Genomic DNA, 21,911 nt, shown 5'->3' with positions numbered 1-21,911 from the left:
TGCCGCAAGCCGGTGACCGTGTCACATGAGCCGCCCCGGCGGTGCTTACCTGGCATGGACTCAGCACTGGCCCACGGCAGGAAGGACGGCGTGGCGCTCACGAGATCTCCGAGGGCCGTCCGGCCCGATCTGGAGCAGGTCTTCCGGACCTCCTACCCGCGCGTGGTGGCCGTGGCGGCCCGCGTGCTGGGCTCGCGCGACGAGGCGGAGGACGTCGCGCAGGAGGTGTTCCTGACCTTCGGGCGCTCCGATGTCCCGGCCGGTGAGGCGCTGCCCTGGCTCTCGGTCGCGGCCGCCCACACCGCGCTCAATCACCTCCGTACGGGAAAACGCCGCACCGGCCGCGAGCAGGCCGCCCGGCCCGAGGCCACGGCCGTGCCCGACGTCGCCGACGCGGTGGTGGCTTCGGAGGAGCGCCGGCGGGTGCGAGCGGCCCTCGCCCGGCTTCCCCGCAAACAAGCCATCGCCCTCGTCCTGCGGCACAGCGGCCTCAGCTACGCCGAGGTGGCTGCCGCCCTCGACCTCTCCCCCGGCAGCGTCGGCACCACCGTGCGACGCGCCGAGTCCGCCCTGCGCAAGGAGTTGAACGCATGAGACGCCACCCGAACGACGGCGTGCTGCGCCGGCTGGTGGACGACCCGGCCGGGGTCACCGACGCCGACCGTGAGCACATCGAGAGTTGCCCCACCTGCGGGGAAGGTCTGGTCGACGCCCGCCGCGACGCCGCCTTCGCCGCCCTGACCCTGTCCGCGCCGGCCGACCCCGACATCGACGCCGCGTGGAACCGCCTGCGGGTCACCGAGCCGAACCGGAAGGCGCACCGGGTACGAGCCCGTCTGCGCAGCCCGATCATCGCCGGCGCGGCCGTTGCTGTGCTGCTCGCGGGGGCGGGCGCCGCGGCGGCAGCCGACTGGTTCCCCATCTTCCGCACCGAGCGGATCGCCCCGGTCACCGTGCACCAGGCCGACCTGATGAGGCTGCCCGACCTCTCCTCGTGGGGGGATGTCGAGATCACGTCGCGGCCCGAGATCCACGCGGTCGCCGGCCTGGCCGCCGCCGAGAAGGAGAGCGGACTCGACGTGCCGGGGGTCGCCGAGCTGCCGCGCGGGGTCACCGGTGAGGCGCAATATCAAGCGGGCAAGCGGATCAGCGCCCAGTTCACCTTCCGGGCCGCGAAGGTGGCCGCGTTCGCCCGGGGCACGGGCCGGGCCGCGCCACCCATGCCCGCCGGCCTCGACGGCAGCAGCTTCCGGCTGACCGCCGGGCCTGGCGCCGCCGCGGTGTGGTCGAGCAACCAGGGCGTGCCCTCGCTGATCGTGGCCCGGGCCGTCGCCCCCACGGCGTACTCGACGGGGGTTCCCTTCACGACGGCCCGCGACTATCTGCTGTCGCTCTCCGGCCTGCCCGCCGACGTCGCCGGCCAGTTGCGGAGCTTCACGGCCGACGGGACGACGCTGCCGCTGCACGTGATGCCCGAGGAGATGACCAGCCGGCCGACCGAGGTCGGCGGCGCCCCGGCGACCCTGCTGACCTCGAGCGACGGGGCACTGAGCGCCGTGCTCTGGGTACGCGACGGCGTGGTCACCGCGGTGGCCGGGTCACTGAGTGCCGATGAGGTGCTGTCGGTGGCGCGGGGGCTGCGGTGACCTCACCCGCGGTGTGGACCTCCGGGCTGCGCAAACGCTACCGCCGCAGGCAGGCCGTCGACGACGTGTCGTTCACCGTGGGCCGCGGCGAGGTGGTCGGCCTGCTCGGCCCCAACGGCGCGGGCAAGACCACGGTCATCAAGATGCTGCTCGGTCTGGTCCGGCCCGACGCGGGCGAGGTCATGCTGCTCGGGCGGCACGGCACCGACCCGCGCTCCCGGACGGCGGTCGGCTATCTGCCCGAGCTGTTCCGCTACCAGCCCTGGCTGACCGCGGCCGAGGTGCTGCGGCTGCACACCCGGCTGGCCGGGGTCAGCGTGCCGGCCGCCGAACAGCAGGAGTGTCTGGGGCTGGTCGGGCTGGCCGATCGCGCCGGCGACCGGGTGGGCGGTTTTTCCAAGGGCATGCAGCAACGCCTGGGGCTGGCCGTCGCGCTGGTCGCACGGCCCGAGCTGGTCGTCCTCGACGAGCCGACCAGCGCGCTCGACCCGATCGGCCGGGCCGACGTCCGGGATCTGCTCCTCTCACTGCGCGAGCGGCAGGTCGCCGTGCTGCTCAACTCGCACCTGATCGGCGAGGTGGAACGGGTCTGCGACCGGGTCGTCATCCTCGACCACGGCCGGGTCGCCGCCTCGGGGACGCTGGCCGAGCTCCTCGGTCAGCGCGAGCTGCGGTTGCGGCTCGACGGGATCACCGCGGCGGCCGAGGCGCTGCTGGCGAAGGCCACCCGGGAGGGTGACACCTTCGTCGTGCCGATCACGGACTTGGACGAGGTTCCCGACCTCGTGGCCGAGCTGGTCAAGCTCGGCGTCCGGGTGCACGCGGTCGAACCGGGCCGGATCACGCTGGAGGAACGGCTGCTGGACATCATCCGCGGAGGGGAGGCCTCATGAGAGTCGTGCTCACGGTCGCCGGGCTCACGCTGCGGGAAGCGGCCCGCCGGCGGGTGCTGCGCTCGCTGGCCGTGCTGACCGTCCTGCTGCTGTCGTTGAGCGCCTGGGGCTTCTCCCGCATCGACGCCGAGTTCGGCGGCCTCACGAGCGGCGAGTCGAAGTTCGCGGCCGCCCTGGTGCTCAACCTGGTGATGTTCGGCCTGAGCCTGATCGCCGCGCTCGGCACCGCGTTCCTGGCCGGCCCGACCGTGGCCGGTGAGTCGGAGTCGGGCATCGCGCTCGCCGTGCTGGCCCGCCCGGTCCGCCGGGCCTGGGTCCTGCTCGGCAAGTGGCTCGGCCTGGTCGCCTTCGGCGCCGGATTCGTGGCCGTGGCCGGTGCCGCTCAGCTCGTGATCGTGAAGGTCACCACCGGCTACTGGCCACCTGCCCCGGTGACCGGTCTGGCGCTGCTGGCCGCCCAGACGGTCACGCTGCTGACGCTCGGTCTGCTGCTGTCCACGGTCATCTCCCCGATGGCCTCGGGCGTGGTGGCGGTCGGCCTGTTCGGCGCCACCTGGATCGCGGGCGTGGTCGGCGGTCTCGGCCAGGCGCTGGGCAACGAGAGCGTCGAGCGCATCGGCACCGTCTCGCAGATGCTGCTGCCCACCGACGGCCTGTGGCGGGGAGCGATGCGCTCGTTCCAGGACCCGTCGCTGGTGACGCAGTTCAGCGAGGCGTTCGAGGGGCACCCGTTCCTCAGCGCGGCCCCCTTGACGGGCGCCTACCTGCTCTGGGCAGCCGTCTGGGTCCTTCTCGTCCTGGCCCTGGCCGGGCTGGCCTTCCAGCGCCGGGATGTCTAAGGCGTGTCCTCGAACACGCCTTGGTGACCACGGTGACGTAACGGGCTTGGGCAAGTGCGCATAGGCTTCCCCGCATGGATGACAAGACTGTTCTGAGCCGGATCCACGGCTTGGTCGATGAGGAGCACACGCTGCGCGGGCAGCTGGCCAAGGGCGAGATCTCGTCGAGCGAGGAGCACGCCCGGCTGAAGGATCTGGAGGAGGCCCTGGACCAGTGCTGGGACCTGCTGCGCCGGCGCCGGGCCGCCCGCGAGGTGGGCAACGACCCGAACGCCGAGCAGGCGCACAGCGTCGGCGAGGTCGAGGGCTACCTGCAGTGACGCGGCCCCGGCCGCGGCCGCCGGCATTTCGGCGGCCGCGGCCGGAAGCCCGTGGTTCTCATTTGAGGCCGGCCTCGTAGAGCAGCCGGTCCAGCAGCTCGTCGGCCTGGACGGTCAGCCCGCGCTGGGTGAACCAGGCGGCCACGTTGCGCACGTCGCGCGCGATGAAGTCGCCGCCCTGCGGGTTGGCGACCACGTCCACGATCTGCGGCAGGTCGATGAGCACCAGCCGCCCTTCGTGCACCATGGTGTTGTAGGGCGAAAGGTCACCGTGCGCCACCTGCGCGCGGGCCAGCACCGACAGGGCGTCGGTCATCTGCCCCCACAGGTCGGTGAGCTGGTCGGGGTCGGCCCGCACCTGCGCGAGCCGGGGCGCCGCCTCGCCGGTCTCCCAGTCGCCGATGAACTCCATCATCAGCTCGGTGCCGATCAGCTGCACCGGGTAGGGCACCCGCACCAGGCCGCTCTCCTGGCCGATCTGCCACAGATGGCTGAGCGCGCCGAACTCGGCCACCGCCCACTGCCCGGCGATCATCTCCTTGCCGAACGACGTGCGGTTGGTCATGGCCCGCATCTCGCGGGAGCGGCGGACCCGGCGGCCCTCGAGATAGCCGGCGTCGCGGTGGAACAGCCGGTGGTCGCCGTCGCGGTAACGCTTGGCGGCCAGCATGCTGACCTGGTCGGTGCCGGGCAGCGCCCGCCGGACGAGGAAGACGTCGGCTTCCTTGCCGGTCTTGAGCATGCCGAGCTCGGTGTCGACCGCGCCGTGCTCCGTGCGGACCCACTCGGGCCGGGGCACGGGCCCGTGCAACGCGCCGTCCCACGTGGACCAGCGGTCGCCGGAATCCGGCAGGTCGGGATCCTCCTGAAGCTGCGGCCCGGGGCCGCTCCGCTTCTCGAAGGTCAGATCGTCGTCGTCGAACTTGCGACGGCCGCGGCGCATGGTGGCCGGGCCGAAAGAGTCGTGCTCGCGCACTGGAGGGTCTCCTTGAGAGAGAAGAAAGGAAGGCGGATCTGGACACGAGGCAGCACAACGACAGCCATGTGTTCCACCCCCTTCTCTCTCGGGCCCGGTGCGGGCGACGCGCTTACTTTCCCGGACGCCGTCCGGACCGCGCAACCTATTTGTTGGCGGCGGCCATGATGGCCGAGATCCCCTGGATCACGTTGCCGACGACCTCGGTCGGGGCGAACCGGTTGTCGACCCACTCGCGGCCGCGATGCAGCCACACACTGGGCAGACCCATCGCCGCCGCACCGCCGATGTCGGCCTCGGGGCTGTCCCCCACCACCCAGGCCCCGCCCAGCCGCATCCGCACCCGCTGGGCGGCGAGCGCGAAGATGCGGGGGTTGGGTTTGCTCACCCCGGCCCGCTCCGAGATCACCCAGTCGGCTACATAACGGTCCAGCCCGGTACGCCGGATGCGGCTGTCCTGGATCTCGGCCTGGCCGTTGGTGACCACGACCGGGACCAGTCCGGCGTCGCTCGCGATCTGCAGCGCGCACCCGACCAGCGGGTCGAGCTTCTCGAAAGCCAGCGGTCCCTCGTGCAGTTCCTCGACCAGGTCGATCGACGGAATGGAAAGCCGATAGCGGTCCCGGATCAGGTCGGCCAGGTCCCAGCGCGAGGTCAGGCCGTCGGCGTCGACCGAGAGTAACCAGTCGAGATCGTCCTGGGCGGCACCGATCTCATCGAGGAATCCCTTTGCCCACAGCCGGAACGCACCGCTGCGGTCGAGCAGAGTGTCGTCGAGGGCGATCAGGACAAGAGGCACCCGGGCACTTTACGTGAGCGGGTAGGGCAGCGAACAGCCCAGGACTGTTAACAAATCCGGGCGGGATGGCGGATTCGCAGCATCCGCCCGCGCGCTGTGACCCACTTGCCAAGACGTACGTACGGATTGCCTGCGAAAGGGGACCCGTGACACGATCCAGATCGTGCCCCGAGTAAGTCAGGACCAGCTGGACGCCCGCCGCTCCGAGATCCTCGCCGCGGCGCGCGACTGTTTCGCGCGGTTCGGCTACGAGGGTGCGACAGTCCGGCGGCTCGAGGACGCAACCGGGCTGTCCCGCGGTGCGATTTTCCACCATTTTCGTGACAAGGAATCGCTCTTCCTGGCCGTCGCCGAGGACGACGCGGCCGCGATGGTCGAGACCGTGGCCCGCAACGGCCTCGTTCAGGTGATGCGCGACCTGCTCGCCCGGGCCGGGGGCAGCGAGGGCGACACGGCCGGCTGGCTCGGCACCCAGCTCGAGGTGTCCCGGCGGCTGCGCACCGATCCGGCGTTCGCCAAGCGCTGGGCCGAGCGGTCCGCGGCCATCGCCGACGCCACCCGCGACCGCCTCCAGCGCCAGCGGGAGGCCGGGGTGCTGCGCGACGACGTCCCGGTCGAGGTGCTCACCCAGTTCCTCGAGCTGGCCTACGACGGGCTCGTGCTGCACCTGGCCACCGGCCGCCCGCCCGGCGAGCTGAGCCGGGTCCTCGATCTGGTCGAGGAAGCCGTCCGAAGGGCCTGATCACAATGCTTGCGCGGGTCTGCACAATAAGGCTCAGCACGCCGCGACGAGCAGGAAGGCCCAGTCCATGAACGACACCTGGGGCATCTCCGGCCCGACCTTCCTCACCTACTTCATCGGCGCCATGATCGCGATCGCGATCATCGCCGCCGTCCACCGCAAGGCCCTGTTCCGCGGCAACCGCTCGTCCCGGGTCGACAACCTGGGCCCGCAGCAGGTGGCCTATCTCAACGGCGGCGACCGGCTGGCGATCTACTCGTCGATGGGCGGCCTGCGCGCGGCCGGCGCCCTGGGCACCGGCCCCGGCCGCACCCTCGTCCGCACCGGCCCGCTGCCGGCCGGCGTGACACCGCTCGACAGCGCGATCTACAACGCGGCGGGCAACGGCGTCCGCACCCGTGACCTGCACAGCGATCAGTGGGTCGCCTCGGCCGTCGAGCAGCTGCGCGACACCCTCGAGCGCAACGGCCTGGCGGTCAGCGCGGGCAAGATGCGCGAGGCTCGGCTCTGGGTGCTCGGCGGTGTCGCCCTCGTCGTGATCGGCATCGCCCGCACCCTGGCCGGCCTGGGCAACAACCGGCCGGTCGGCTTCATCATCCTCGCCACCATCGCGGCGTTCATCCTGACGTTGACCATGCTGCGCACCCGCCGCTGGGCGACCGACGCCGCGCACAAGGGCATGCGGGAGCTGCGGTCCCAGCACACATATCTCTCGCCGGCCAACTCCCCGGCCTACGCGACCTACGGCGCCACCGGTGCTGCGATGGGCGTCGCGCTGTTCGGCGGGGCCGCGCTCTATTCGATGGACCCGGCGTTCGCGGCCGAGGCCGAGGTGCAGCGCATCGCGGCCACCGGCGGGAGTGTCGGCAGCAGCGGCGGCGGCGACAGCGGCAGCTCCTCGTGCAGCAGCGGTTCCTCGTGCAGCAGCGGCAGCTCCTGCGGTGGCGGCGGCGGTTGCGGTGGCTGAGACCTACGGCGTCGGGATCGGGTGGCGGCCCGAGATCGCCGGCTTCGTCGAGGGACTGCCCGGCCTGCGCTTCGCCGAGGTGGTGGCCGAGTCGGTGCACGCCCACGGCGAGCTGCCCACCGGCCTGCAGGTGTTGCTCGACCGGGGTGTCACCGTGATCCCGCACGGCGTCCGGCTCTCGCTGGGCGGCGCCGAGCCGGTCGAGGAGGCGAGGGTGGAGCACCTCGCCGCGGTCGCCGAGCGGCTGAACGCACCCCTGGTCAGCGAGCACATCGCGTTCGTGCGGGCGGGCGGCATCGAGGCGGGCCACCTGCTGCCGCTCCCCCGCACCCGCGAGGCGGTCGACGCGGTCGTGGCCAACGTCCGGCGGGTGCAGGCGGCGGTGCCGGTGCCGATCGCGCTGGAGCCGATCGCGGCCCTCTTCGACTGGCCCGACGACGAGCTGACCGAGGCCCAGTTCCTCACCGAGATCCTCGACCGCTCGGGAGCCCAGCTGCTGCTCGACGTGGCCAACGTCTATGCCAACGCCCGCAACCGCGGCACCGACCCGGCCGACCTGCTCGACCACCTGCCGCTGGACCGGGTCGCCTACGTCCACGTGGCCGGCGGCGCCGAGCACCAGGGCCTCTATCACGACACCCACACCGACGCGGTCCCGCAGCCGGTGCTCGACCTGGTCACGGCCCTGTGCGAGCGTCACCGCCCGCCGGCCCTGATGCTGGAGCGCGACGGCGACTATCCGCCGGCCGCCGCCCTGGCCGGCGAGCTCGACGCCATCGCCCGGGCCTCCGGTTACCCCGCCGTCACATGAGCACGCCGAGTCTGGGTGACCGGCAGGCCGCCCTGGTCGAGGCGCTCACGGCCGGTCGCCCCGTACCGGAAGGGTTCGACGCCTTCCGGTTCGAGGCGGCCCGGGTGGCGCTGCTGCGCAAACGGGCGGGCGAGGTGGCGCGTCACTGGCCGATGCTCGCCACGAGCCTGGGCGACCGGTGGAAGCACGAGTTCGCCACCTGGGCCGCGGCCCGCCCGACCCGGGGCTCGCTGCGCGACGGCTGGGACCTGGCCCGCGAGAGATCCCGGCACGGCGCCCTGGCCCCGGTCGCCGCCGTCGAGCTGGCCGAGCGCGAAGCCGCCTGGCGCTACGACGGCACCTCGGGCCCCCGCTCCCGCCGTACGCCGACTCTGGGAACCGCCTCGGGCGCCGTGGCCGTGCAGGTGGCCGGCCGGGTGTGGCTGCTTCGCCGCCCTTAGCCCGCCGCCGCCGCCTTCAGCCCGCCGCCGGCGCCTTCGCGATGCCCTCAACCCGCCGTCGGCGCCTTGTCGATGAAGCCGAGAACCCGGCGGATGCGGCCGTCGGCGTCCAGCTCGGCCACGTCGAACCCGACCACCAGCGGCTCGTTGTCGCCGGCGGCCAGGTTCCAGGTGAACCGCACCTGTTCGTGGTGGCCGTCGACCGGCCCGCCGACCGTGAGGGTGTGCCCGGGGAACTGCTGCCGCATGGCTCCGATCAGGCCGTTCAGTTCATCGTGGCCCTCCACCGCGGCCATCGGATCGACGTAGCGCACGTCGTCGGCGAACGCGTCCCGCACGGCCTGGCGCCGTGCTTCCGGGTCCGGCTCGTTCCACACGGCGAGATAGCGGTCCACCACGGCATCGAAGTCACTCATCGTCCGGTCCTTCCGTTGTCGACGTGCTGACGTGGACCACCCTCACCCGCCGGCCGGACGACGGTCGATTACCCGCGAGGTAATGGCCCGGCCTCCCCCGAGCTGCCTAGGCTGCGGCCATGAGCGGGGTGGGAGTGCTTCTGCGGGAATGGCGGACGGACCGGCGGCTGAGCCAGCTGGAGCTGTCGGCGCGGGCCGGGGTGTCGGCCCGGCACCTGTCGTTCCTCGAGACCGGGCGCTCCCGGCCGACCCGCGAGATGATCCTGCGGCTGGCCGAGGAACTGAGCGTGCCCCTGCGGTCCCGCAACGACCTGCTGCTGGCCGGGGGCTTCGCACCGGCGTACGCCGAATCGGCTCTGCACGGGCCGCCGCTCGCCGCCGTGCTGTCGTCGCTGCGCGATGTGCTCGCCGGGCACGCGCCCTACCCGGCCGTGCTGATCGACCGGCACTGGACGATGGTCGACGCCAACGACGCCGTGGCCCGTTTCACCGACGGCTGCGCGGCATGGCTGCTCGAACCGCCGGTCAACGTGCTGCGCCTCTCGCTGCACCCGGACGGGATGGCTCCCCGCATCGGCAACCTTCCGGAGTGGCGTACGCATGTGCTGCACCGCCTCAGCCGGCAGGCCGCCGCGACCAACGACCCGGTGCTGCGCGAGCTGCACGCCGAGCTGACGGCCTACCCCGGCGGCGGATCCGGCCCGGGCGAGGCGCCGCACGGGCTGGTCGTGCCGTTGCGCTTCGACGACCTGGCGTTCTTCAGCATCACGTCGGTCCTCGGCACACCCCTGGACGTCACCCTGGCCGAGCTGGCCATCGAGTCCTTCCTGCCCGCGGACGCCGCGACGGCCGCCGCCCTGCAAAGCTGACCGTCCCTGCGGCCAGCTGACGCCGCTCGGCACGGCTGACCCGCGCGGTGGCAGGATCGTCAGCATGGATCTCGGGCTGACCGATCGCGTCTACGTCCTCACCGGTGCCTCGCGCGGGCTCGGCTTCGCCACCGCCGAGGCCCTGGTCGCCGACGGCGCCAAGGTGGTGATCTCCGCGCGCGACGGGAAGCGGGTCGCCGAGGCGGTCGAAGCCCTCGGCGACGACAACGCGGCGGGCGTGATCGCCGACCTGGCCGATCCGGGAGCACCCCGCACGCTGATCGACACGGCGAGCGAGCGCTTCGGTCGCTTCGACGGCGCCCTGATCTCGGTGGGCGGCCCGAAGCCGGGCAGTGCCGCCTCGATGACCGACGAGCACTGGCGCGACGCGTTCGAGACGGTCTTCCTGGGCTCGGTCCGGGCCGCCCGGGTCTTCGCCTCGGCGCTGCCCGAGAGCGGGGCGATCGCGCTGGTCCTGTCGACGTCGGTCAAGACGCCGCTGGCCGGTCTCGGCCTCTCCAACGGGTTGCGCCCCGGTCTGGCCATGGCCGCGAAGGACATGGCGGGCGAGTTCGCCCCGCGCGGCATCCGCATCCTGAGCCTGCTGCCCGGCCGGTTCCTGACCGACCGCAACGCCGAGCTGTTCGCCGCCTCCGGCGACGCCTCGGCGGCCGCGTCCGAGGCCGCGGCGAGCATCCCCCTGCGGCGCCTGGGTGAGCCGGCCGAGTTCGGCCGGGTCGCGGCGTTCCTGCTCTCCCCGGCGGCCAGCTACATGACCGGCAGCACAGTAGCCATCGACGGCGGCATCCTGCACACCCTCTGACCCGCCGCCACACCCTCTGACCCCGCGACCCGCACGAGCCGCACCCGCACCCGCGCCCCGCACCAGCCGCACCCGCACCCCCGCTCCGCACGAGCCGCACCCCCGCTCCGCACGAGCCGCACCCCCGCTCCGCACGAGCCGCACCCCCGCTCCGCACGAGCCGCACCCCCGCTCCGCACGAGCCGCACCCCCGCTCCGCACGAGCCGCACCCGCGCGGGGTGGCTACGCTCGAGCCGTGCCTGCGCCCACCCCCGCGGAGGTGGCCGCGGCCGCCGGCCGCACCATCCCCGATCTGATCGGCCCTGATCTCCGGGTGTTGTTCTCCGGCATCAACCCGAGCCTGTACTCGGCTGCCACCGGCCACCACTTCGCCCGCCCCGGCAACCGCTTCTGGCCGGCCCTGCACCGCTCGGGCTTCACCGATCGGCAGCTTCACCCGTCCGAGCAGTTCGAACTGCCCGCACTCGGCCTGGGTATCACCAATGTGGTGTCCCGCGCCACGGCCCGGGCCGACGAGCTGTCCCCCGCGGAGCTGGTCGCGGGCGGTGAGATCCTGGCCGCGCTGGCCGGCCGGTGGCAGCCCCGCTACCTGGCCGTCCTCGGCGTCACGGCCTACCGCGCCGCCTTCGCCCACCCCAAGGCCGCGATGGGGTTGCAACCCGAGCAGATCGGCGGCGTCCCGGTCTGGGTCCTGCCCAACCCGAGCGGGCTCAACGCGCACTACACCGTGGACACTCTGGCCGCCGCCTACGCCCAGCTCCGCGAGGCAGCGGGCGGTTGAAGCGGCACCGTCTTCGTTACGGTCGAAGTCATGACTACTGAGACCAGCACGTTGATGGCCGCGGCGGCCGAGCGAACCGTCCCCATCGTCCGGGGCGTCGGTGACGACCAGCTCGGCAACCCGACACCGTGCGCCCGATGGCAGGTACGAGACCTGCTCAACCACCTCTTCCACGTGGTCGTCACCATGCAGGGCGCCGCGCGCAAGGAGGCAGTCGACATGTCGAACGTGCCCGACTACCTCACCGGCGGCTGGCGTGACCGCTTCGCCGCCGAAACCGAGCGCCTGATCGCCGCCTGGTCCGACCCGGCCGCCCTCGACGGTGTCTCGCCCGGCCTGGGTCTCCCCCAGCCGATGGTCGGCAACCTGGCCCTGGCCGACCTCACCGTGCACGGCTGGGACCTGGCCACGGCGACCGGTCAGCCCTACCGCCCGGACGACGCCGCCGTGGAGGCGCTGCTGCCGTTCATCGAGCAGATGGCCCCGACCGGCCGCCAGATGGGCGCCTTCCTCGACGAGGCGAAAGCCCCGGCCGACGCCGGAGACTTCGAGCGCCTGCTCGCCGTCAGCGGCCGCACCCCGGCCTGAATACCAGGCCGGGCGATCGATCCGGCCGGACCGACCGAGCCGGGCGATCGGGCCGGGCGGCCGAGCCGGGCGGCCGAGCCGGGCGGCCGAGCCGGGCGGCCGAACCGGGCGGCCCGGCGGTCAGGGTTCGATCTGACCGGCCGGGACCGTGACGATCTCGACGTTCTCGGTGAACGCGGCCGCGGGCGACGCGGTCGCGAACTGCGTGCGGTAGAGCTCGGCGTAGAGCCCGCCCGCCGTCACGAGCTCCTCGTGACGGCCGCGCTCCACGACGCGGCCCTCGTCGAGCACCAGGATCTGATCGGCGTCGCGGACCGTGGAGAGCCGGTGGGCGATCACCAGCGCCGTGCGGCCCTCGAGCGCCGTGGCCAGGGCCCGCTGCACCGCGGCCTCGGACTCGCTGTCGAGGTGGGCCGTGGCCTCGTCGAGCACGACGATCGACGGGCGTTTGAGCAGCAGCCGGGCGATCGCCAGGCGCTGTTTCTCGCCGCCCGAGAAGCGGTAGCCACGCTCACCGACCACCGTGTCGAGCCCGTCGGGCAGAGCCGCGACCAGCTCGGCGACCTGGGCACCGCGCAGCGCCGCCCAGATCTCGTCGTCGGTCGCCTCGGGGCGCGCATAGCGCAGATTCTCCGCGATCGTCTCGTGGAACAGATGCGCGTCCTGGGTGACGACGCCGATGGTGTCGCGCAAGGAGTCGAGCGTCGCGTCGCGGACGTCGACCCCGTCGATCCGCACGGAGCCCGAGGTGACGTCGTAGATCCGGGAGAGCAGCATCGACGTCGTCGACTTGCCGGCGCCGGACGGGCCGACCAGCGCGACCATCTGACCGGGCTCGACGGTGAAGTCGACCCCGCGCAGGACGGGAGCGTTCTCCGTCCGGTCGAGGGTCGCGACATCCTCCAGCGTGGCCAGCGAGACCTCGCTCGCGCTCGGGTAACGGAAGTGCACGTCGCGGAACTCGACCCGGCCCGCACCGGGAGGCAGCTCGACCGCGTCGGGGCGCTCCTCGATGCCCGGCTTGAGGTCGAGCACCTCGAAGACCCGGTCGAACGACACGAGCGCGCTCATCACGTCGACCCGCACGTTGCTGAGCGCCGTGAGCGGCCCGTAGAGCCGGGTCAGCAGCAGCGCGAGGGTGACCACGGTGCCGGCGGTGACGCTGCCGGTGACCGCGAGCCAGCCGCCGAGCCCGTAGGTCAGGGCCTGGGCCAGCGAGGCGACCAGCAGCATGGCGACGAAGAACGTGCGCGAGAACATGGCCTGCTGGATGCCGATGTCACGGACCCGGGCGGCCCGCTCACCGAAGCGGTCGGCCTCGGCCCCGGGCCGGCCGAACAGCTTGACCAGCATCGCGCCGGCGACGTTGAACCGCTCGGTCATCGTCGCGTTCATCTTGGCGTCGAGGTTGTAGGACTCGCGGGTGATCTCGGCCAGGTGCTTGCCGACCCGGCGCGCCGGGATGATGAACAGCGGCAGGAGCATCAACGACAGCGTGGTGATCTGCCACGACAGGCTGAACATGACGGCGGCCGTGAGCACGAGCTGGATGACATTGCTGACCACACCGGACAGCGTGGAGGTGAAGGCGCGCTGGGCACCGGTGACGTCGTTGTTGAGCCGGCTGACCAGGGCGCCGGTCTGGGTGCGGGTGAAGAACTGCAACGGCATGCGCTGCACGTGGTCGTAGACCTTGGTGCGCAGGTCGAGGATGATGCCCTCGCCGATGCGGGCCGAATACCACCTCTGGGCGAGCGACAGGAAAGCGTCGGCGACCGCGAGGACCGCGATCATCACAGCGAGCCGGATGACCGTGGACGCCGCGTCGGGGCCGGCCCCGGTGATCGCGTTGACCACGTGGCCGGCGAGCAGGGGTGTCGCGACGCCGATGCCGGCCGCGATCACCACGGTGATCAGGAAGACCAGGATGTCCCGGCGATAGGGCCGGGCGTAACGCAGGATCCGCCGGGTCGTGCCGCGGCGCAGGCTGTGTTCGGCCACCCGGTCCGAATTCTGGATCGAGCGCAGCATGTTCCAGCTGGACATGCTCATCTCGGCACCTCCCGGGGGTCATTGAAGCGGGCAGAGGGGAGTCTGCCCGCCGGGTATGACAACTCCGGGTGGCGAGGAGCCTATTCCGCCAGATCGTGCAGGCGGCGGGTCTGCGCCTCGCGCTCGGCTCGATCCTGGTCGGCGTACGTCCGCTGGGTCGCCCCGGCGAGCAGCGCCTTGATCTCGGCGACGGCACCCCGGTCGGCCGCGAGCACCGCGGCGGTGAGGTCGGCGACGGCGGCCTCGAGGTCGTCGCCCGGCACGACGGCGGTGGCGAGCCCGAGGGCGAGTGCCTCGCCGGCCTCGATGCGGCGCCCGGTCAAACAGATCTCGAGTGCGCGCGAGGGCCCGACCAGCTCGGTGAGCCGCTTGGTGCCGCCCAGATCGGGCACGAGACCGAGGGTCACCTCGGCCATCGAGAATCGGGCGTTGTCGGCCAGCACTCGCATGTCGCAGTTGAGCGCCAGTTGAAAACCGGCACCGATCGCATGCCCGTGCACCGCCGCGATCGTCACGATGGAGGGGTTACGCAGCCAGGTGAACGCCGACTGGAAGCCGGCAATCCGATCCGCGCACTCCTCGGGTGACAACTGTGAAAGCTTCGCCAGTGAAGAATCGCCTTCACCCCGCGCGACCGACAGATCCAGGCCGGCGGAAAAAGCGCGTCCGGCGCCCCGGACAATGACGACTCGTACGTCACCCGATAATTTCCGCGAAATGTTCGCGAGCTCGGCCCACATCGCGGGCGTCTGCGCATTGAGCACCTCGGGCCGGGACAACGTCACCGTTGCCACCGGCCCGTCCAGGTCGAAGCGAACGCCCGACTCGTCGGCGGGGAGGCCGGGTGCGGCGTCGCCGGTCGTCACGCCTTCTTGCGCCGACGGGCGCCACCGCGCTGGCGGAGCTGCACGCCCGACTCGGTGAGGACGCGGTGCACAAATCCGTAGGAGCGGCCGGTCGAAGCGGCGAGGGCACGAATACTCTCCCCCGACGTGTATCGCTTCACCAGATCCTTCGCCAATGACTGGCGCTCGCTGCCGACGATTCGGCGACCCTTCTCAGTGCTGGTGGCAGTGCCCGTGGCTGGCATCTTGAATCCTCACGTCCCAGACTGTGCGGTTCATACGGTCTCACCTATTAGACCGCCTCCAACGATCATGCGCTAGGTATCCAGGCCTAGCCAACGTGCCCATTTATCACTGTCAGGAACTTGACGATGACGGCGGCCATCAATGTCAGACAGTTAACAGTCGTTTCGCATGAAAGCTTTCACCGCGACGGAGGCCCGGGACGGCCTTTCTCCCAAGACCATCGATCACCTGCGGAAACTCCTGATCGAGGACCGTCACCCGGCAGACATGACTGAGCGTCGATGCGGCGCCTACCGACCGCTGCCGGGCCGGTCGTGCCATCTTGGTGTTGCCCGGATCGATGCCCGACCTGACCGTAAACGCCCGAACGTCGCACTGTCTGTGTGGGCACTGGTTGACAAGAGACGATGCCGATGATCCGCCGATCAGGCCAGTTCGACGAGCTCCAGGAGGTCGTCGCTCCACGCGTCCTCGTCGCCGTCGGGCAGCAGGATGGCCCGGTCCGGCTTGAGGGCCTGGACGGCGCCGGCATCGTGAGTGACCAGCACGATCGCGCCGGGATAGTTGGCGATGGCGTCGAGCACCTGCTCGCGGCTGACCGGGTCCAGGTTGTTGGTGGGCTCGTCGAGCAGCAGCACGTTCGCCCCCGAGCAGACCAGCGTGGCCAGGGCCAGACGGGTCTTCTCACCGCCGGAGAGCACCCCGGCCGGCTTGTCGACGTCGTCACCCGAGAAGAGGAACGCACCGAGGATCTTGCGCAGCTCGGTGTCGGTCTGCTCGCCACCCGCGCTGCGCATGTGCTCCAGGATCGTGCGGTCGACGTCGAGCGTCTCGTGCTCCTGGGCGTAATAGCCGAGCCGTAGGCCGTGGCCGGGCCGCACCTCGCCGGTGTCGGGCTTGAGCAGGCCGCCGAGCATGCGCAGCAGCGTGGTCTTGCCGGCGCCGTTGAGGCCGAGGATGGCCACCCGCGAGCCGCGGTCGACCGCCACGTTGACGTCGGTGAAGATCTCCAGAGACCCGTACGACTTCGACAGGCCGGACGCCGTCAGCGGCGTCTTGCCGCACGGAACCGGGTTCGGGAACCGCACCTTGGCCACCTTGTCGGAGGTGCGCACCTCTTCCAGGTCGCCGAGCATCCGCTCGGCGCGGCGGGCCATGTTCTGCGCGGCGATCGTCTTGGTGGCCTTGGCCCGCATCTTGTCGGCCTGAGCCATCAGGGCGCCGGCCTTCTTCTCGGCGTTGGCCCGCTCGCGGCGGCGCCGGCGCTCGTCGGTCTCGCGCGACTCGAGGTATTTCTTCCAGCCCAGGTTGTAGATGTCGACGACCGAGCGGTTGGCGTCCAGATACCAGACCTTGTTGACCGCGGCCTCCAGCAGCTCGACGTCGTGGCTGATCACCACGAGGCCGCCCTTGTGCTGCGCCATGTATCCGCGCAGCCAGGCGATCGAGTCCTGGTCCAGGTGGTTGGTCGGCTCGTCCAGGAGCAGGATGCCCTTGCCGTTCTGCCCCGAGTTGGCGAACAGGATGCGGGCGAGCTCGATGCGACGGCGCTGGCCACCGGAGAGGGTGCCGATGGTCTGGGCCAGCGCCCGGTCGGGCAGGCCCAGGTTGGAGCAGATGCGGGCGGCCTCGGCCTCGGCGGCGTAACCGCCCAGCGCGGAGAACTGGTCCTCCAGGGCGCCGTAGCGCCGGATGAGCTTGTCCTCGGCGCTCTCCTCGAGCTCGATCTCGAGTTTCTGCATCTCGGAGATGATCGCGTCGAGGCCGCGGGCGCTGAGCACCCGGTCGCGGCCGGTCACGTTCAGGTCGCCGGTGCGCGGGTCCTGTGGCAGGTAGCCGACCTCGCTGGTGCGCTCGACGGTGCCGGTGTAGGGCTGGCCCTCGCCGGCCAGGACCTTGAGCGTGGTGGTCTTGCCCGCGCCGTTACGGCCGACCAGGCCGATCCGGTCGCCCGGCTGCACCCGCAGGGTGACCGGGGACAGCAGGATGCGGGCGCCGGCGCGCAGTTCGAGTCCGGTGGCGGTGATCATGATTGACTGGCTCGCTCTCGAGGAAGAAGGCTGACTCCGGGCACACGAAAGCGCCGGCCGGTTCGAACGGTCGGCGCGGGGCAGGTCAGCCTTCGCAGAGCAGCACGGGGTAATAGTACCGGGCGCCCGCGGGTACCTCCCACTCGATTACCGAGCAAGATCATCGGGTACGCAACGGACGCCCCCGCCGCCCCGCCCTGTGAGGATGAGATGGAACTCAACGAGAACGCCGATATCGATACCAGTCAGGTCGAGGACCGACGTGGTTCCGGTGGTGGTGGCGGCGGCCTCGGTGGGCTGCCGATCGGTGGTGGCGGCCTGGTCGGCGTCATCATCACGCTCGTCGTCGCGGTGGTCGGAGGCTACTTCGGCATCAACCAGCTCGGCGGCGGCAGTGAGACGGGTGACAACACCAACATCACTCAAACCTGTGAGCAGGACAACGCGACGCAGCAGCTCGAGTGCCGCAACGTGCTCTACATCAACTCCATCCAGGCGTACTGGAACAAGGCCACCCCGCAGTACTTCAACAAGCAGTACGAGCCGGCCACGACGGTGATCTTCTCGCAGCGGGTGAACACGGCCTGCGGTGCGGCCGACTCCGGCGTCGGGCCGTTCTACTGCCCCGGCGACAACAAGGTTTACATCGACCTCACGTTCTACGACGTGCTGTCCCAGCAGCTCGGCGCGCCGGGTGAGTTCGCCCAGCCGTACGTCCTGGCCCACGAGTACGGCCACCACATCCAGGACATCACCGGCCAGGAGGCCAAGATGCGCCAGGCCCAGCAGGGGGCCAGCGACAGCCAGCAGAACGCGCTGTCGGTGAAGCTGGAGCTGCAGGCCGACTGCTACGCCGGGGTGTGGTCCAAGGCGGCCACCGAGACGACCGACAAGAAGGGTCAGAAGCTCTTCACGAGCCTGACCCAGCAGGACATCCAGGAAGGCATCCAGACGGCCGGCCAGATCGGTGACGACGTGCTCCAGAAGCGCAGTGGCAACCCGGTCAACCCGGAGGAGTTCACCCACGGCACCGCGGCCCAGCGGCAGCAGAACTTCCAGAAGGGCTACGACTCGGGCAACCCCGAGAGCTGCGACACGTCCTTCTGAGGTTCCCGCACCAGCACGGACACGGCCCGGGCGCCGGCGATCGCGGACACCAGCACCGCGTGCCGGGGCTCGGGCACGTCCAGGAACCGCTCGGCCCGGACGGCGGCCAGCGGGGCGAGCTGCGGCGCGGACAGGATGGCCTCCACCGCGGTGTGATCTCCGCCGGTCACGAGCGCGGCGAGGTCCCGTACGGAAGGAAGCAGGATGCGCCCCACGATGCCGGCGCCGTCGGCCGCGGCCGCTTTGGCCTGATTGTCGCGGCGGCGCGCGAACCGTTGCTGCGACCAGCCACCGGCCGCGGTGCGCCCCTGCACGTAATGCGTATCCACCTTGGACGTGATCAACTTGGTGCCGTCGGCGACGCCGGCCGCGACCGCACCCTTGCGGGCCAGCAGCAAACCGAGCTTGCGGGGCCGTTGAGCGGTCTCGATCAGCTCGGCCAGGGTCGCGACGTCACCGGCGCCGGGCGGCGTCTGCCAGGCCGCCGAGGCACCGTCCTCGGCGATCAAGGTCAACCCCTCTTCCCGGTACGGGCCATGTCGGCGCGCGAAATTCTCGAGCCACCGCCCCAGTCGCTCCGGCGCGACATCCACCCATTTCCCGCCGCCCGCGGCCGCTCGTTCGCCCATTCTTGTCAGACTACGGTGGCAGGATCGCCGCCATGACCGACCTGACGGCAACCCTGCTGGACCGGCTCGACGAGCGGCTGCTCCCCGCGGCCGACCCGGTGCGGGCGCAGGGCCAGGCGGCGTACATGAAAGATCAGTTCTCGTTCCTCGGTCTGCCCGCGCCCGCGTTGCGAAAACTGGAACGCGCGGCCCTGGCCGGGCTGCCGCCGCCATCGGAGACCGACCTGCGGGCGATCGTCCGGGAGCTGTGGTCCCGTCCGCCGCGGGAGTACCAATACGTGGCCTGTTCCTATCTCGTCCGCCACGTGGCCGTGCCCGGCCCCGGCTTCGTGCCCACGCTGCGCGAGCTGATCACCACGAAATCCTGGTGGGACACAATCGATCCACTGGCGACCCGGTTCACCGGCGGGCTCGTCACCCGCCATCCGCCGGTGGTCGCCGTGATGGACGAGTGGTCGCGCGACGACAACCTGTGGCTGGTGCGCACCGCGATCCTGCATCAGCTCCACTACGGCACCGCGACGGACACCGACCGCCTGTTCGGCTATTGCGAGGCGCAGGCCGGTCATCGTGACTTCTTCGTCCGCAAGGCGATCGGCTGGGCCCTGCGGCATTACGCCCGCACCGATCCCGATGCCGTCCGAGCTTTCGTCGAGACCCACCGGTCGGCGCTGTCCGGCCTGTCCGTCCGGGAGGCGATGAAACATCTCTGAGGAGTGCCCTCCAGCCGTTCCACCGGCAACCATCAACTCCGAGCCGGGTCGTGCCTTCGGCCGGCTTCTCACGAAGGAGGCAGTGTGCAGGAGATCAGAGTCACCGATGCCGCAGCCGGGCCCTACGGGATCGTCACCGGTCCGGACGGCGCCCTGTGGATCACCCTGGTCCACGGTGGCCGGATCGCCCGGCTCGCGGCCGACGGCACCGTCGAGGAGCACGCGCTCGACTCCCCCGCCGCCGGACCGTCGATCATCACCGTGGGCAGCGACGACGCACTCTGGTTCACCCGTAACCGCGACGACCGCATCGGGCGCATCACCACGCACGGCGAGCTGAGTCACTTCACCGTGCGGGGCGCTCCCTTCGGCATCGCGCCCGGCCCCGACGGCGCCCTCTGGTTCACCGAGATGAACGGCGACGCCATCGGCCGCGTCACACCCGACGGCAAGGTCACCGAGTTCCCGCTCCCGGTGACCGGCGGCTTCCCCTCGATGATCACGCCCGGAGCCGACGACGCGATGTGGTTCACCCTCAACCAGGCCCACGCGATCGGCCGCATCACCCTGGACGGCCAGGTGACACTGCACGCCTTGCCCACCGAGGGCGCGGCCCCGGTCGGCATCACGCTGGGCCCCGACGGCGCCGCCTGGTTCGTCGAGATCGGCGCCGGCCAGGTGGGCCGCATAACGCCCGACGGCGCCGTCACCGAGTTCCCCCTCCCCGACCGTGCCGCCCGCCCCCACGCCATCACCCCCGACCCGGACGGCGGCTGCTGGCTGACCGAGTGGGCGGCCAACCGCGTCGCCCACATCAGCCCCACCGGCAAGATCGAGGAGCACGACCTGCCGACCCCGTCCTCCGAACCGCACGGCATAACCCTCGGCCCAGACGGCGCCGTGTGGACAGCCCTCGAAACCGGCGCGGTCGCCCGCCTCCCACGCTGACACCCACCCGGACACGCCGCCGCGTCGCCTCTACGCCCGTCCGTCTGGCCGCCCGCTTGACGAGCCCGCCGCAACCATCCCGGCGCGTCGCCAGCAGACCACGCACCAGAAGACGCCCAACCGGCCAGTCCAACCCCTGACGATCAGGACCTGGAACGCCCCCACCCCCCGACCTCGACCGGACCAGCTAGTCAAGCCAGGCCCAGCCCACTCCTGGCCACCGGCGCCAACAGCCCCGCCGACGACCCGATCCCGACCCAGCCGTAGTGAGAACCAGCCAGTCACGCCGCCCCGGCCCGGCCTTGATCAGAGCGGCCAGCCACGCCCACCCAAACCCCGACCATGGCCAGGCCAACCAGCCACGCCCGCCCCAACCCCGACCACGGCCAGGCCAACCAGCTACGCCCGACCCCGGCCACGACCACGGCCACGGCCACGGCCACGGCCATGCCCACCCCAACCCCGACCACGGCCAGGCCAACCAGCCACGCGCAACCCCGACCACGGCCACGGCCACGGCCACGACCACGGCCACGGCCACCAGCCATGCCCACCCCAACCCCGACCACGGCCAGGCCAACCAGCCACGCCCACCCCAACCCCGCCATGGGAGGTCAGTGAGTCAGCCGATCTCGCTGGCTGGCCGTCAGGCCGGGAGCAGGAGGCCGACGGCCAGGATGGCTATGACGAGGCTGGAAACCAGCGCGGTGAGGGTGCGGCCCCGCGGGCCGGTCAGCCAGTGGCCGATGAGGGAACCGCCGCCGGCGATCGCCAACTGCCAAGTGGCCGAGGCCAGGAAGACGCCGGCGACGAAGAGGACGCCGCCGCCCTCGCCGGCGCGGCCGAGGACCAGGGCGGCGAAGTAGATGACGGTGGCCGGGTTGAGCAGGGTCAGGCCGAGCACGCCGGCATAGGCCCGCCACGGCGTTGCCGGGCGTTGGCCGGCAGCGGCAGGTCCCGGTGGGCGGAAGGCGGCCCGCGCGGTCAAGGCAGCAATGATCAGCAGCACGACGGCCGCGACCCAGCGCAGGGGACCCGCGATCGGGGCGATCACGCCGGCCACGGCTGCTCCCCCGGCCACCGCGATCGCCGCGAAGATGCCGTCGGCCGTCGCCGCACCCAAACCGGCCGCGGCGCCGACCCGGAGGGACGTTCGCGCGCTGAGGCCGGCGATGAGCACCCCGATGGCGCCCATGGGCAGCGCTACTCCGTAGCCGGCGACCACGCCGGCCAGAAACGCCGCGCTCACGACAGCTGCTGACGGACCGCCGTTTCGCGCAGGCCGGTCCGCTGCTGTCGCGGGGCCCGATCGGCCACAGCGACAGAGACAGCGGAATACGGCTTCGGCTTGGTCACCCGGTCATGGTGCCGTCCACCGGTTCCCCGCCGCGACCGATTTACCGCGCTTCCGGCGTCGGCTCTCGAGGTCG

General features: G+C 71.6%; 25 protein-coding genes. 16 read left to right on the top strand and 9 right to left on the bottom strand.

The features are described from left to right. Positions 1–54 precede the first annotated feature (54 nt). The 5 genes from NAG42_RS13760 to NAG42_RS13740 all read left to right on the top strand — a co-directional run bounded on the left by NAG42_RS13760 (position 55) and on the right by NAG42_RS13740 (position 3,698). A complete protein-coding gene (locus NAG42_RS13760; protein WP_250030621.1) occupies positions 55–594 on the top strand; it encodes a sigma-70 family RNA polymerase sigma factor in 540 nt (179 codons plus the stop codon). Continuing rightward, on the top strand, positions 591–1,646 hold the full coding sequence (locus tag NAG42_RS13755; RefSeq protein ID WP_250030620.1) for a hypothetical protein: 1,056 nt from the start codon (positions 591–593) through the stop codon (positions 1,644–1,646). Before NAG42_RS13760 ends, NAG42_RS13755 begins: the two co-directional genes overlap by 4 nt. Further along, positions 1,643–2,539: an ABC transporter ATP-binding protein gene (locus NAG42_RS13750; RefSeq protein ID WP_250030619.1), complete on the top strand. Its 897-nt coding sequence runs from the start codon at positions 1,643–1,645 to the stop codon at positions 2,537–2,539. Before NAG42_RS13755 ends, NAG42_RS13750 begins: the two co-directional genes overlap by 4 nt. Continuing rightward, entirely contained in the window at positions 2,536–3,378 is an 843-nt protein-coding gene (locus NAG42_RS13745; RefSeq protein ID WP_250030618.1) for a DUF2705 family protein, read from the top strand. The genes NAG42_RS13750 and NAG42_RS13745 overlap by 4 nt, the downstream gene beginning before the upstream one ends. Before the next feature lie 74 nt (positions 3,379–3,452). Beyond that, positions 3,453–3,698, top strand: a complete 246-nt coding sequence (locus NAG42_RS13740) for a DUF2630 family protein (protein ID WP_250030617.1) — start codon at positions 3,453–3,455, stop codon at positions 3,696–3,698. 58 nt (positions 3,699–3,756) lie between these two features. Here the strand turns inward: NAG42_RS13740 and NAG42_RS13735 are convergent, their stop codons facing one another. Both NAG42_RS13735 and NAG42_RS13730 read right to left on the bottom strand, forming a co-directional pair. Then, on the bottom strand, positions 3,757–4,674 hold the full coding sequence (locus tag NAG42_RS13735; protein WP_438872404.1) for a serine protein kinase RIO: 918 nt from the start codon (positions 4,672–4,674) through the stop codon (positions 3,757–3,759). A gap of 145 nt (positions 4,675–4,819) precedes the next feature. Next, entirely contained in the window at positions 4,820–5,473 is a 654-nt protein-coding gene (locus tag NAG42_RS13730; RefSeq protein WP_250030616.1) for an HAD family hydrolase, read from the bottom strand. Between the two features lie 163 nt (positions 5,474–5,636). Here NAG42_RS13730 and NAG42_RS13725 point away from each other — a divergent pair, with 163 nt between their 5' ends. The 4 genes from NAG42_RS13725 to NAG42_RS13710 all read left to right on the top strand — a co-directional run bounded on the left by NAG42_RS13725 (position 5,637) and on the right by NAG42_RS13710 (position 8,433). Further along, positions 5,637–6,215: a TetR/AcrR family transcriptional regulator gene (locus NAG42_RS13725; protein WP_250030615.1), complete on the top strand. Its 579-nt coding sequence runs from the start codon at positions 5,637–5,639 to the stop codon at positions 6,213–6,215. Between the two features lie 67 nt (positions 6,216–6,282). Next, complete coding sequence (locus NAG42_RS13720) at positions 6,283–7,182, top strand: TIGR04222 domain-containing membrane protein (protein ID WP_250030614.1); 900 nt, start codon at positions 6,283–6,285, stop codon at positions 7,180–7,182. Continuing rightward, entirely contained in the window at positions 7,175–7,993 is an 819-nt protein-coding gene (locus tag NAG42_RS13715) for an MbnB/TglH/ChrH family RiPP precursor modification enzyme (protein ID WP_250030613.1), read from the top strand. The genes NAG42_RS13720 and NAG42_RS13715 overlap by 8 nt, the downstream gene beginning before the upstream one ends. After that, positions 7,990–8,433, top strand: coding sequence for an SCO6045 C-terminal-like domain-containing protein (locus NAG42_RS13710; RefSeq protein WP_250030612.1), 444 nt, complete (start codon positions 7,990–7,992; stop codon positions 8,431–8,433). Before NAG42_RS13715 ends, NAG42_RS13710 begins: the two co-directional genes overlap by 4 nt. 47 nt (positions 8,434–8,480) lie before the next feature. On the opposite strand, the gene NAG42_RS13705 is transcribed toward NAG42_RS13710, so the two are convergent. Next, positions 8,481–8,849, bottom strand: a complete 369-nt coding sequence (locus NAG42_RS13705) for a nuclear transport factor 2 family protein (protein ID WP_250030611.1) — start codon at positions 8,847–8,849, stop codon at positions 8,481–8,483. Positions 8,850–8,968: 119 nt separating this feature from the next. Here NAG42_RS13705 and NAG42_RS13700 point away from each other — a divergent pair, with 119 nt between their 5' ends. From NAG42_RS13700 to NAG42_RS13685, 4 genes are all read left to right on the top strand, one after another. After that, entirely contained in the window at positions 8,969–9,718 is a 750-nt protein-coding gene (locus NAG42_RS13700) for a helix-turn-helix domain-containing protein (RefSeq protein ID WP_250030610.1), read from the top strand. Between the two features lie 64 nt (positions 9,719–9,782). After that, a complete protein-coding gene (locus tag NAG42_RS13695; RefSeq protein WP_250030609.1) occupies positions 9,783–10,541 on the top strand; it encodes an SDR family oxidoreductase in 759 nt (252 codons plus the stop codon). 236 nt (positions 10,542–10,777) lie between these two features. Beyond that, positions 10,778–11,323 (top strand): G/U mismatch-specific DNA glycosylase, encoded by a 546-nt coding sequence (mug, locus tag NAG42_RS13690; RefSeq protein ID WP_250030608.1) that lies wholly within the window; start codon positions 10,778–10,780, stop codon positions 11,321–11,323. Positions 11,324–11,353: 30 nt separating this feature from the next. Then, positions 11,354–11,911: a TIGR03086 family metal-binding protein gene (locus tag NAG42_RS13685; protein WP_250030607.1), complete on the top strand. Its 558-nt coding sequence runs from the start codon at positions 11,354–11,356 to the stop codon at positions 11,909–11,911. A 120-nt stretch (positions 11,912–12,031) separates the two neighbouring features. Here the strand turns inward: NAG42_RS13685 and NAG42_RS13680 are convergent, their stop codons facing one another. The 4 genes from NAG42_RS13680 to NAG42_RS13665 form a co-directional block, all read right to left on the bottom strand. Then, a complete protein-coding gene (locus NAG42_RS13680; RefSeq protein ID WP_250030606.1) occupies positions 12,032–13,963 on the bottom strand; it encodes an ABC transporter ATP-binding protein in 1,932 nt (643 codons plus the stop codon). An 80-nt stretch (positions 13,964–14,043) separates the two neighbouring features. After that, positions 14,044–14,829, bottom strand: coding sequence for an enoyl-CoA hydratase/isomerase family protein (locus NAG42_RS13675; protein ID WP_250030605.1), 786 nt, complete (start codon positions 14,827–14,829; stop codon positions 14,044–14,046). Continuing rightward, the gene (locus NAG42_RS13670) at positions 14,826–15,053 is read right to left on the bottom strand and encodes a helix-turn-helix domain-containing protein (protein WP_127501473.1); all 228 of its coding nucleotides are present in this window, start codon (positions 15,051–15,053) and stop codon (positions 14,826–14,828) included. The genes NAG42_RS13675 and NAG42_RS13670 overlap by 4 nt, the downstream gene beginning before the upstream one ends. A gap of 426 nt (positions 15,054–15,479) precedes the next feature. After that, positions 15,480–17,084, bottom strand: a complete 1,605-nt coding sequence (locus tag NAG42_RS13665) for an ABC-F family ATP-binding cassette domain-containing protein (protein WP_250030604.1) — start codon at positions 17,082–17,084, stop codon at positions 15,480–15,482. Positions 17,085–17,294: 210 nt separating this feature from the next. Between NAG42_RS13665 and ypfJ the strand changes: the two genes are divergently transcribed. Next, the gene (ypfJ, locus tag NAG42_RS13660) at positions 17,295–18,191 is read left to right on the top strand and encodes a KPN_02809 family neutral zinc metallopeptidase (RefSeq protein ID WP_250030603.1); all 897 of its coding nucleotides are present in this window, start codon (positions 17,295–17,297) and stop codon (positions 18,189–18,191) included. Here the strand turns inward: ypfJ and NAG42_RS13655 are convergent. After that, positions 18,149–18,820 carry an acVLRF1 family peptidyl-tRNA hydrolase gene (locus NAG42_RS13655; protein WP_250030602.1) on the bottom strand — a complete coding sequence of 224 codons (672 nt, stop codon included), beginning with the start codon at positions 18,818–18,820 and terminating at the stop codon, positions 18,149–18,151. The two genes, ypfJ and NAG42_RS13655, sit on opposite strands and share 43 nt — an antisense overlap. Before the next feature lie 32 nt (positions 18,821–18,852). Here NAG42_RS13655 and NAG42_RS13650 point away from each other — a divergent pair, with 32 nt between their 5' ends. Continuing rightward, positions 18,853–19,533 carry a DNA alkylation repair protein gene (locus NAG42_RS13650; protein ID WP_250030601.1) on the top strand — a complete coding sequence of 227 codons (681 nt, stop codon included), beginning with the start codon at positions 18,853–18,855 and terminating at the stop codon, positions 19,531–19,533. A gap of 84 nt (positions 19,534–19,617) precedes the next feature. Then, on the top strand, positions 19,618–20,481 hold the full coding sequence (locus NAG42_RS13645; protein ID WP_250030600.1) for a Vgb family protein: 864 nt from the start codon (positions 19,618–19,620) through the stop codon (positions 20,479–20,481). A 646-nt stretch (positions 20,482–21,127) separates the two neighbouring features. Here NAG42_RS13645 and NAG42_RS13640 read toward each other — a convergent pair. Continuing rightward, positions 21,128–21,730: a LysE family transporter gene (locus NAG42_RS13640; protein WP_438872403.1), complete on the bottom strand. Its 603-nt coding sequence runs from the start codon at positions 21,728–21,730 to the stop codon at positions 21,128–21,130. Between the last annotated feature and the right edge of the window lie 181 nt (positions 21,731–21,911).

The sequence above is a fragment of the Paractinoplanes maris genome, from assembly GCF_023544465.1.
Classification (GTDB): Bacteria; Actinomycetota; Actinomycetes; order Mycobacteriales; family Micromonosporaceae; genus Actinoplanes; species Actinoplanes maris.
This window is presented reverse-complemented; position numbering and strand designations above follow the sequence as displayed.

What these genes read in the sequence shown, in the direction of transcription:
- NAG42_RS13760 (WP_250030621.1), top strand. Translation starts at nt 55, where the DNA reads ATGGACTCAGCACTGGCCCACGGCAGGAAGGACGGCGTGGCGCTCACG.
- NAG42_RS13755 (WP_250030620.1), top strand. Translation starts at nt 591, where the DNA reads ATGAGACGCCACCCGAACGACGGCGTGCTGCGCCGGCTGGTGGACGAC.
- NAG42_RS13745 (WP_250030618.1), top strand. Translation starts at nt 2,536, where the DNA reads ATGAGAGTCGTGCTCACGGTCGCCGGGCTCACGCTGCGGGAAGCGGCC.
- NAG42_RS13740 (WP_250030617.1), top strand. Translation starts at nt 3,453, where the DNA reads ATGGATGACAAGACTGTTCTGAGCCGGATCCACGGCTTGGTCGATGAG.
- NAG42_RS13720 (WP_250030614.1), top strand. Translation starts at nt 6,283, where the DNA reads ATGAACGACACCTGGGGCATCTCCGGCCCGACCTTCCTCACCTACTTC.
- NAG42_RS13710 (WP_250030612.1), top strand. Translation starts at nt 7,990, where the DNA reads ATGAGCACGCCGAGTCTGGGTGACCGGCAGGCCGCCCTGGTCGAGGCG.
- NAG42_RS13705 (WP_250030611.1), bottom strand. Translation starts at nt 8,849, where the DNA reads ATGAGTGACTTCGATGCCGTGGTGGACCGCTATCTCGCCGTGTGGAAC.
- NAG42_RS13700 (WP_250030610.1), top strand. Translation starts at nt 8,969, where the DNA reads ATGAGCGGGGTGGGAGTGCTTCTGCGGGAATGGCGGACGGACCGGCGG.
- NAG42_RS13695 (WP_250030609.1), top strand. Translation starts at nt 9,783, where the DNA reads ATGGATCTCGGGCTGACCGATCGCGTCTACGTCCTCACCGGTGCCTCG.
- NAG42_RS13685 (WP_250030607.1), top strand. Translation starts at nt 11,354, where the DNA reads ATGACTACTGAGACCAGCACGTTGATGGCCGCGGCGGCCGAGCGAACC.
- NAG42_RS13680 (WP_250030606.1), bottom strand. Translation starts at nt 13,963, where the DNA reads ATGAGCATGTCCAGCTGGAACATGCTGCGCTCGATCCAGAATTCGGAC.
- NAG42_RS13670 (WP_127501473.1), bottom strand. Translation starts at nt 15,053, where the DNA reads ATGCCAGCCACGGGCACTGCCACCAGCACTGAGAAGGGTCGCCGAATC.
- NAG42_RS13665 (WP_250030604.1), bottom strand. Translation starts at nt 17,084, where the DNA reads ATGATCACCGCCACCGGACTCGAACTGCGCGCCGGCGCCCGCATCCTG.
- ypfJ (WP_250030603.1), top strand. Translation starts at nt 17,295, where the DNA reads ATGGAACTCAACGAGAACGCCGATATCGATACCAGTCAGGTCGAGGAC.
- NAG42_RS13655 (WP_250030602.1), bottom strand. Translation starts at nt 18,820, where the DNA reads ATGGGCGAACGAGCGGCCGCGGGCGGCGGGAAATGGGTGGATGTCGCG.
- NAG42_RS13650 (WP_250030601.1), top strand. Translation starts at nt 18,853, where the DNA reads ATGACCGACCTGACGGCAACCCTGCTGGACCGGCTCGACGAGCGGCTG.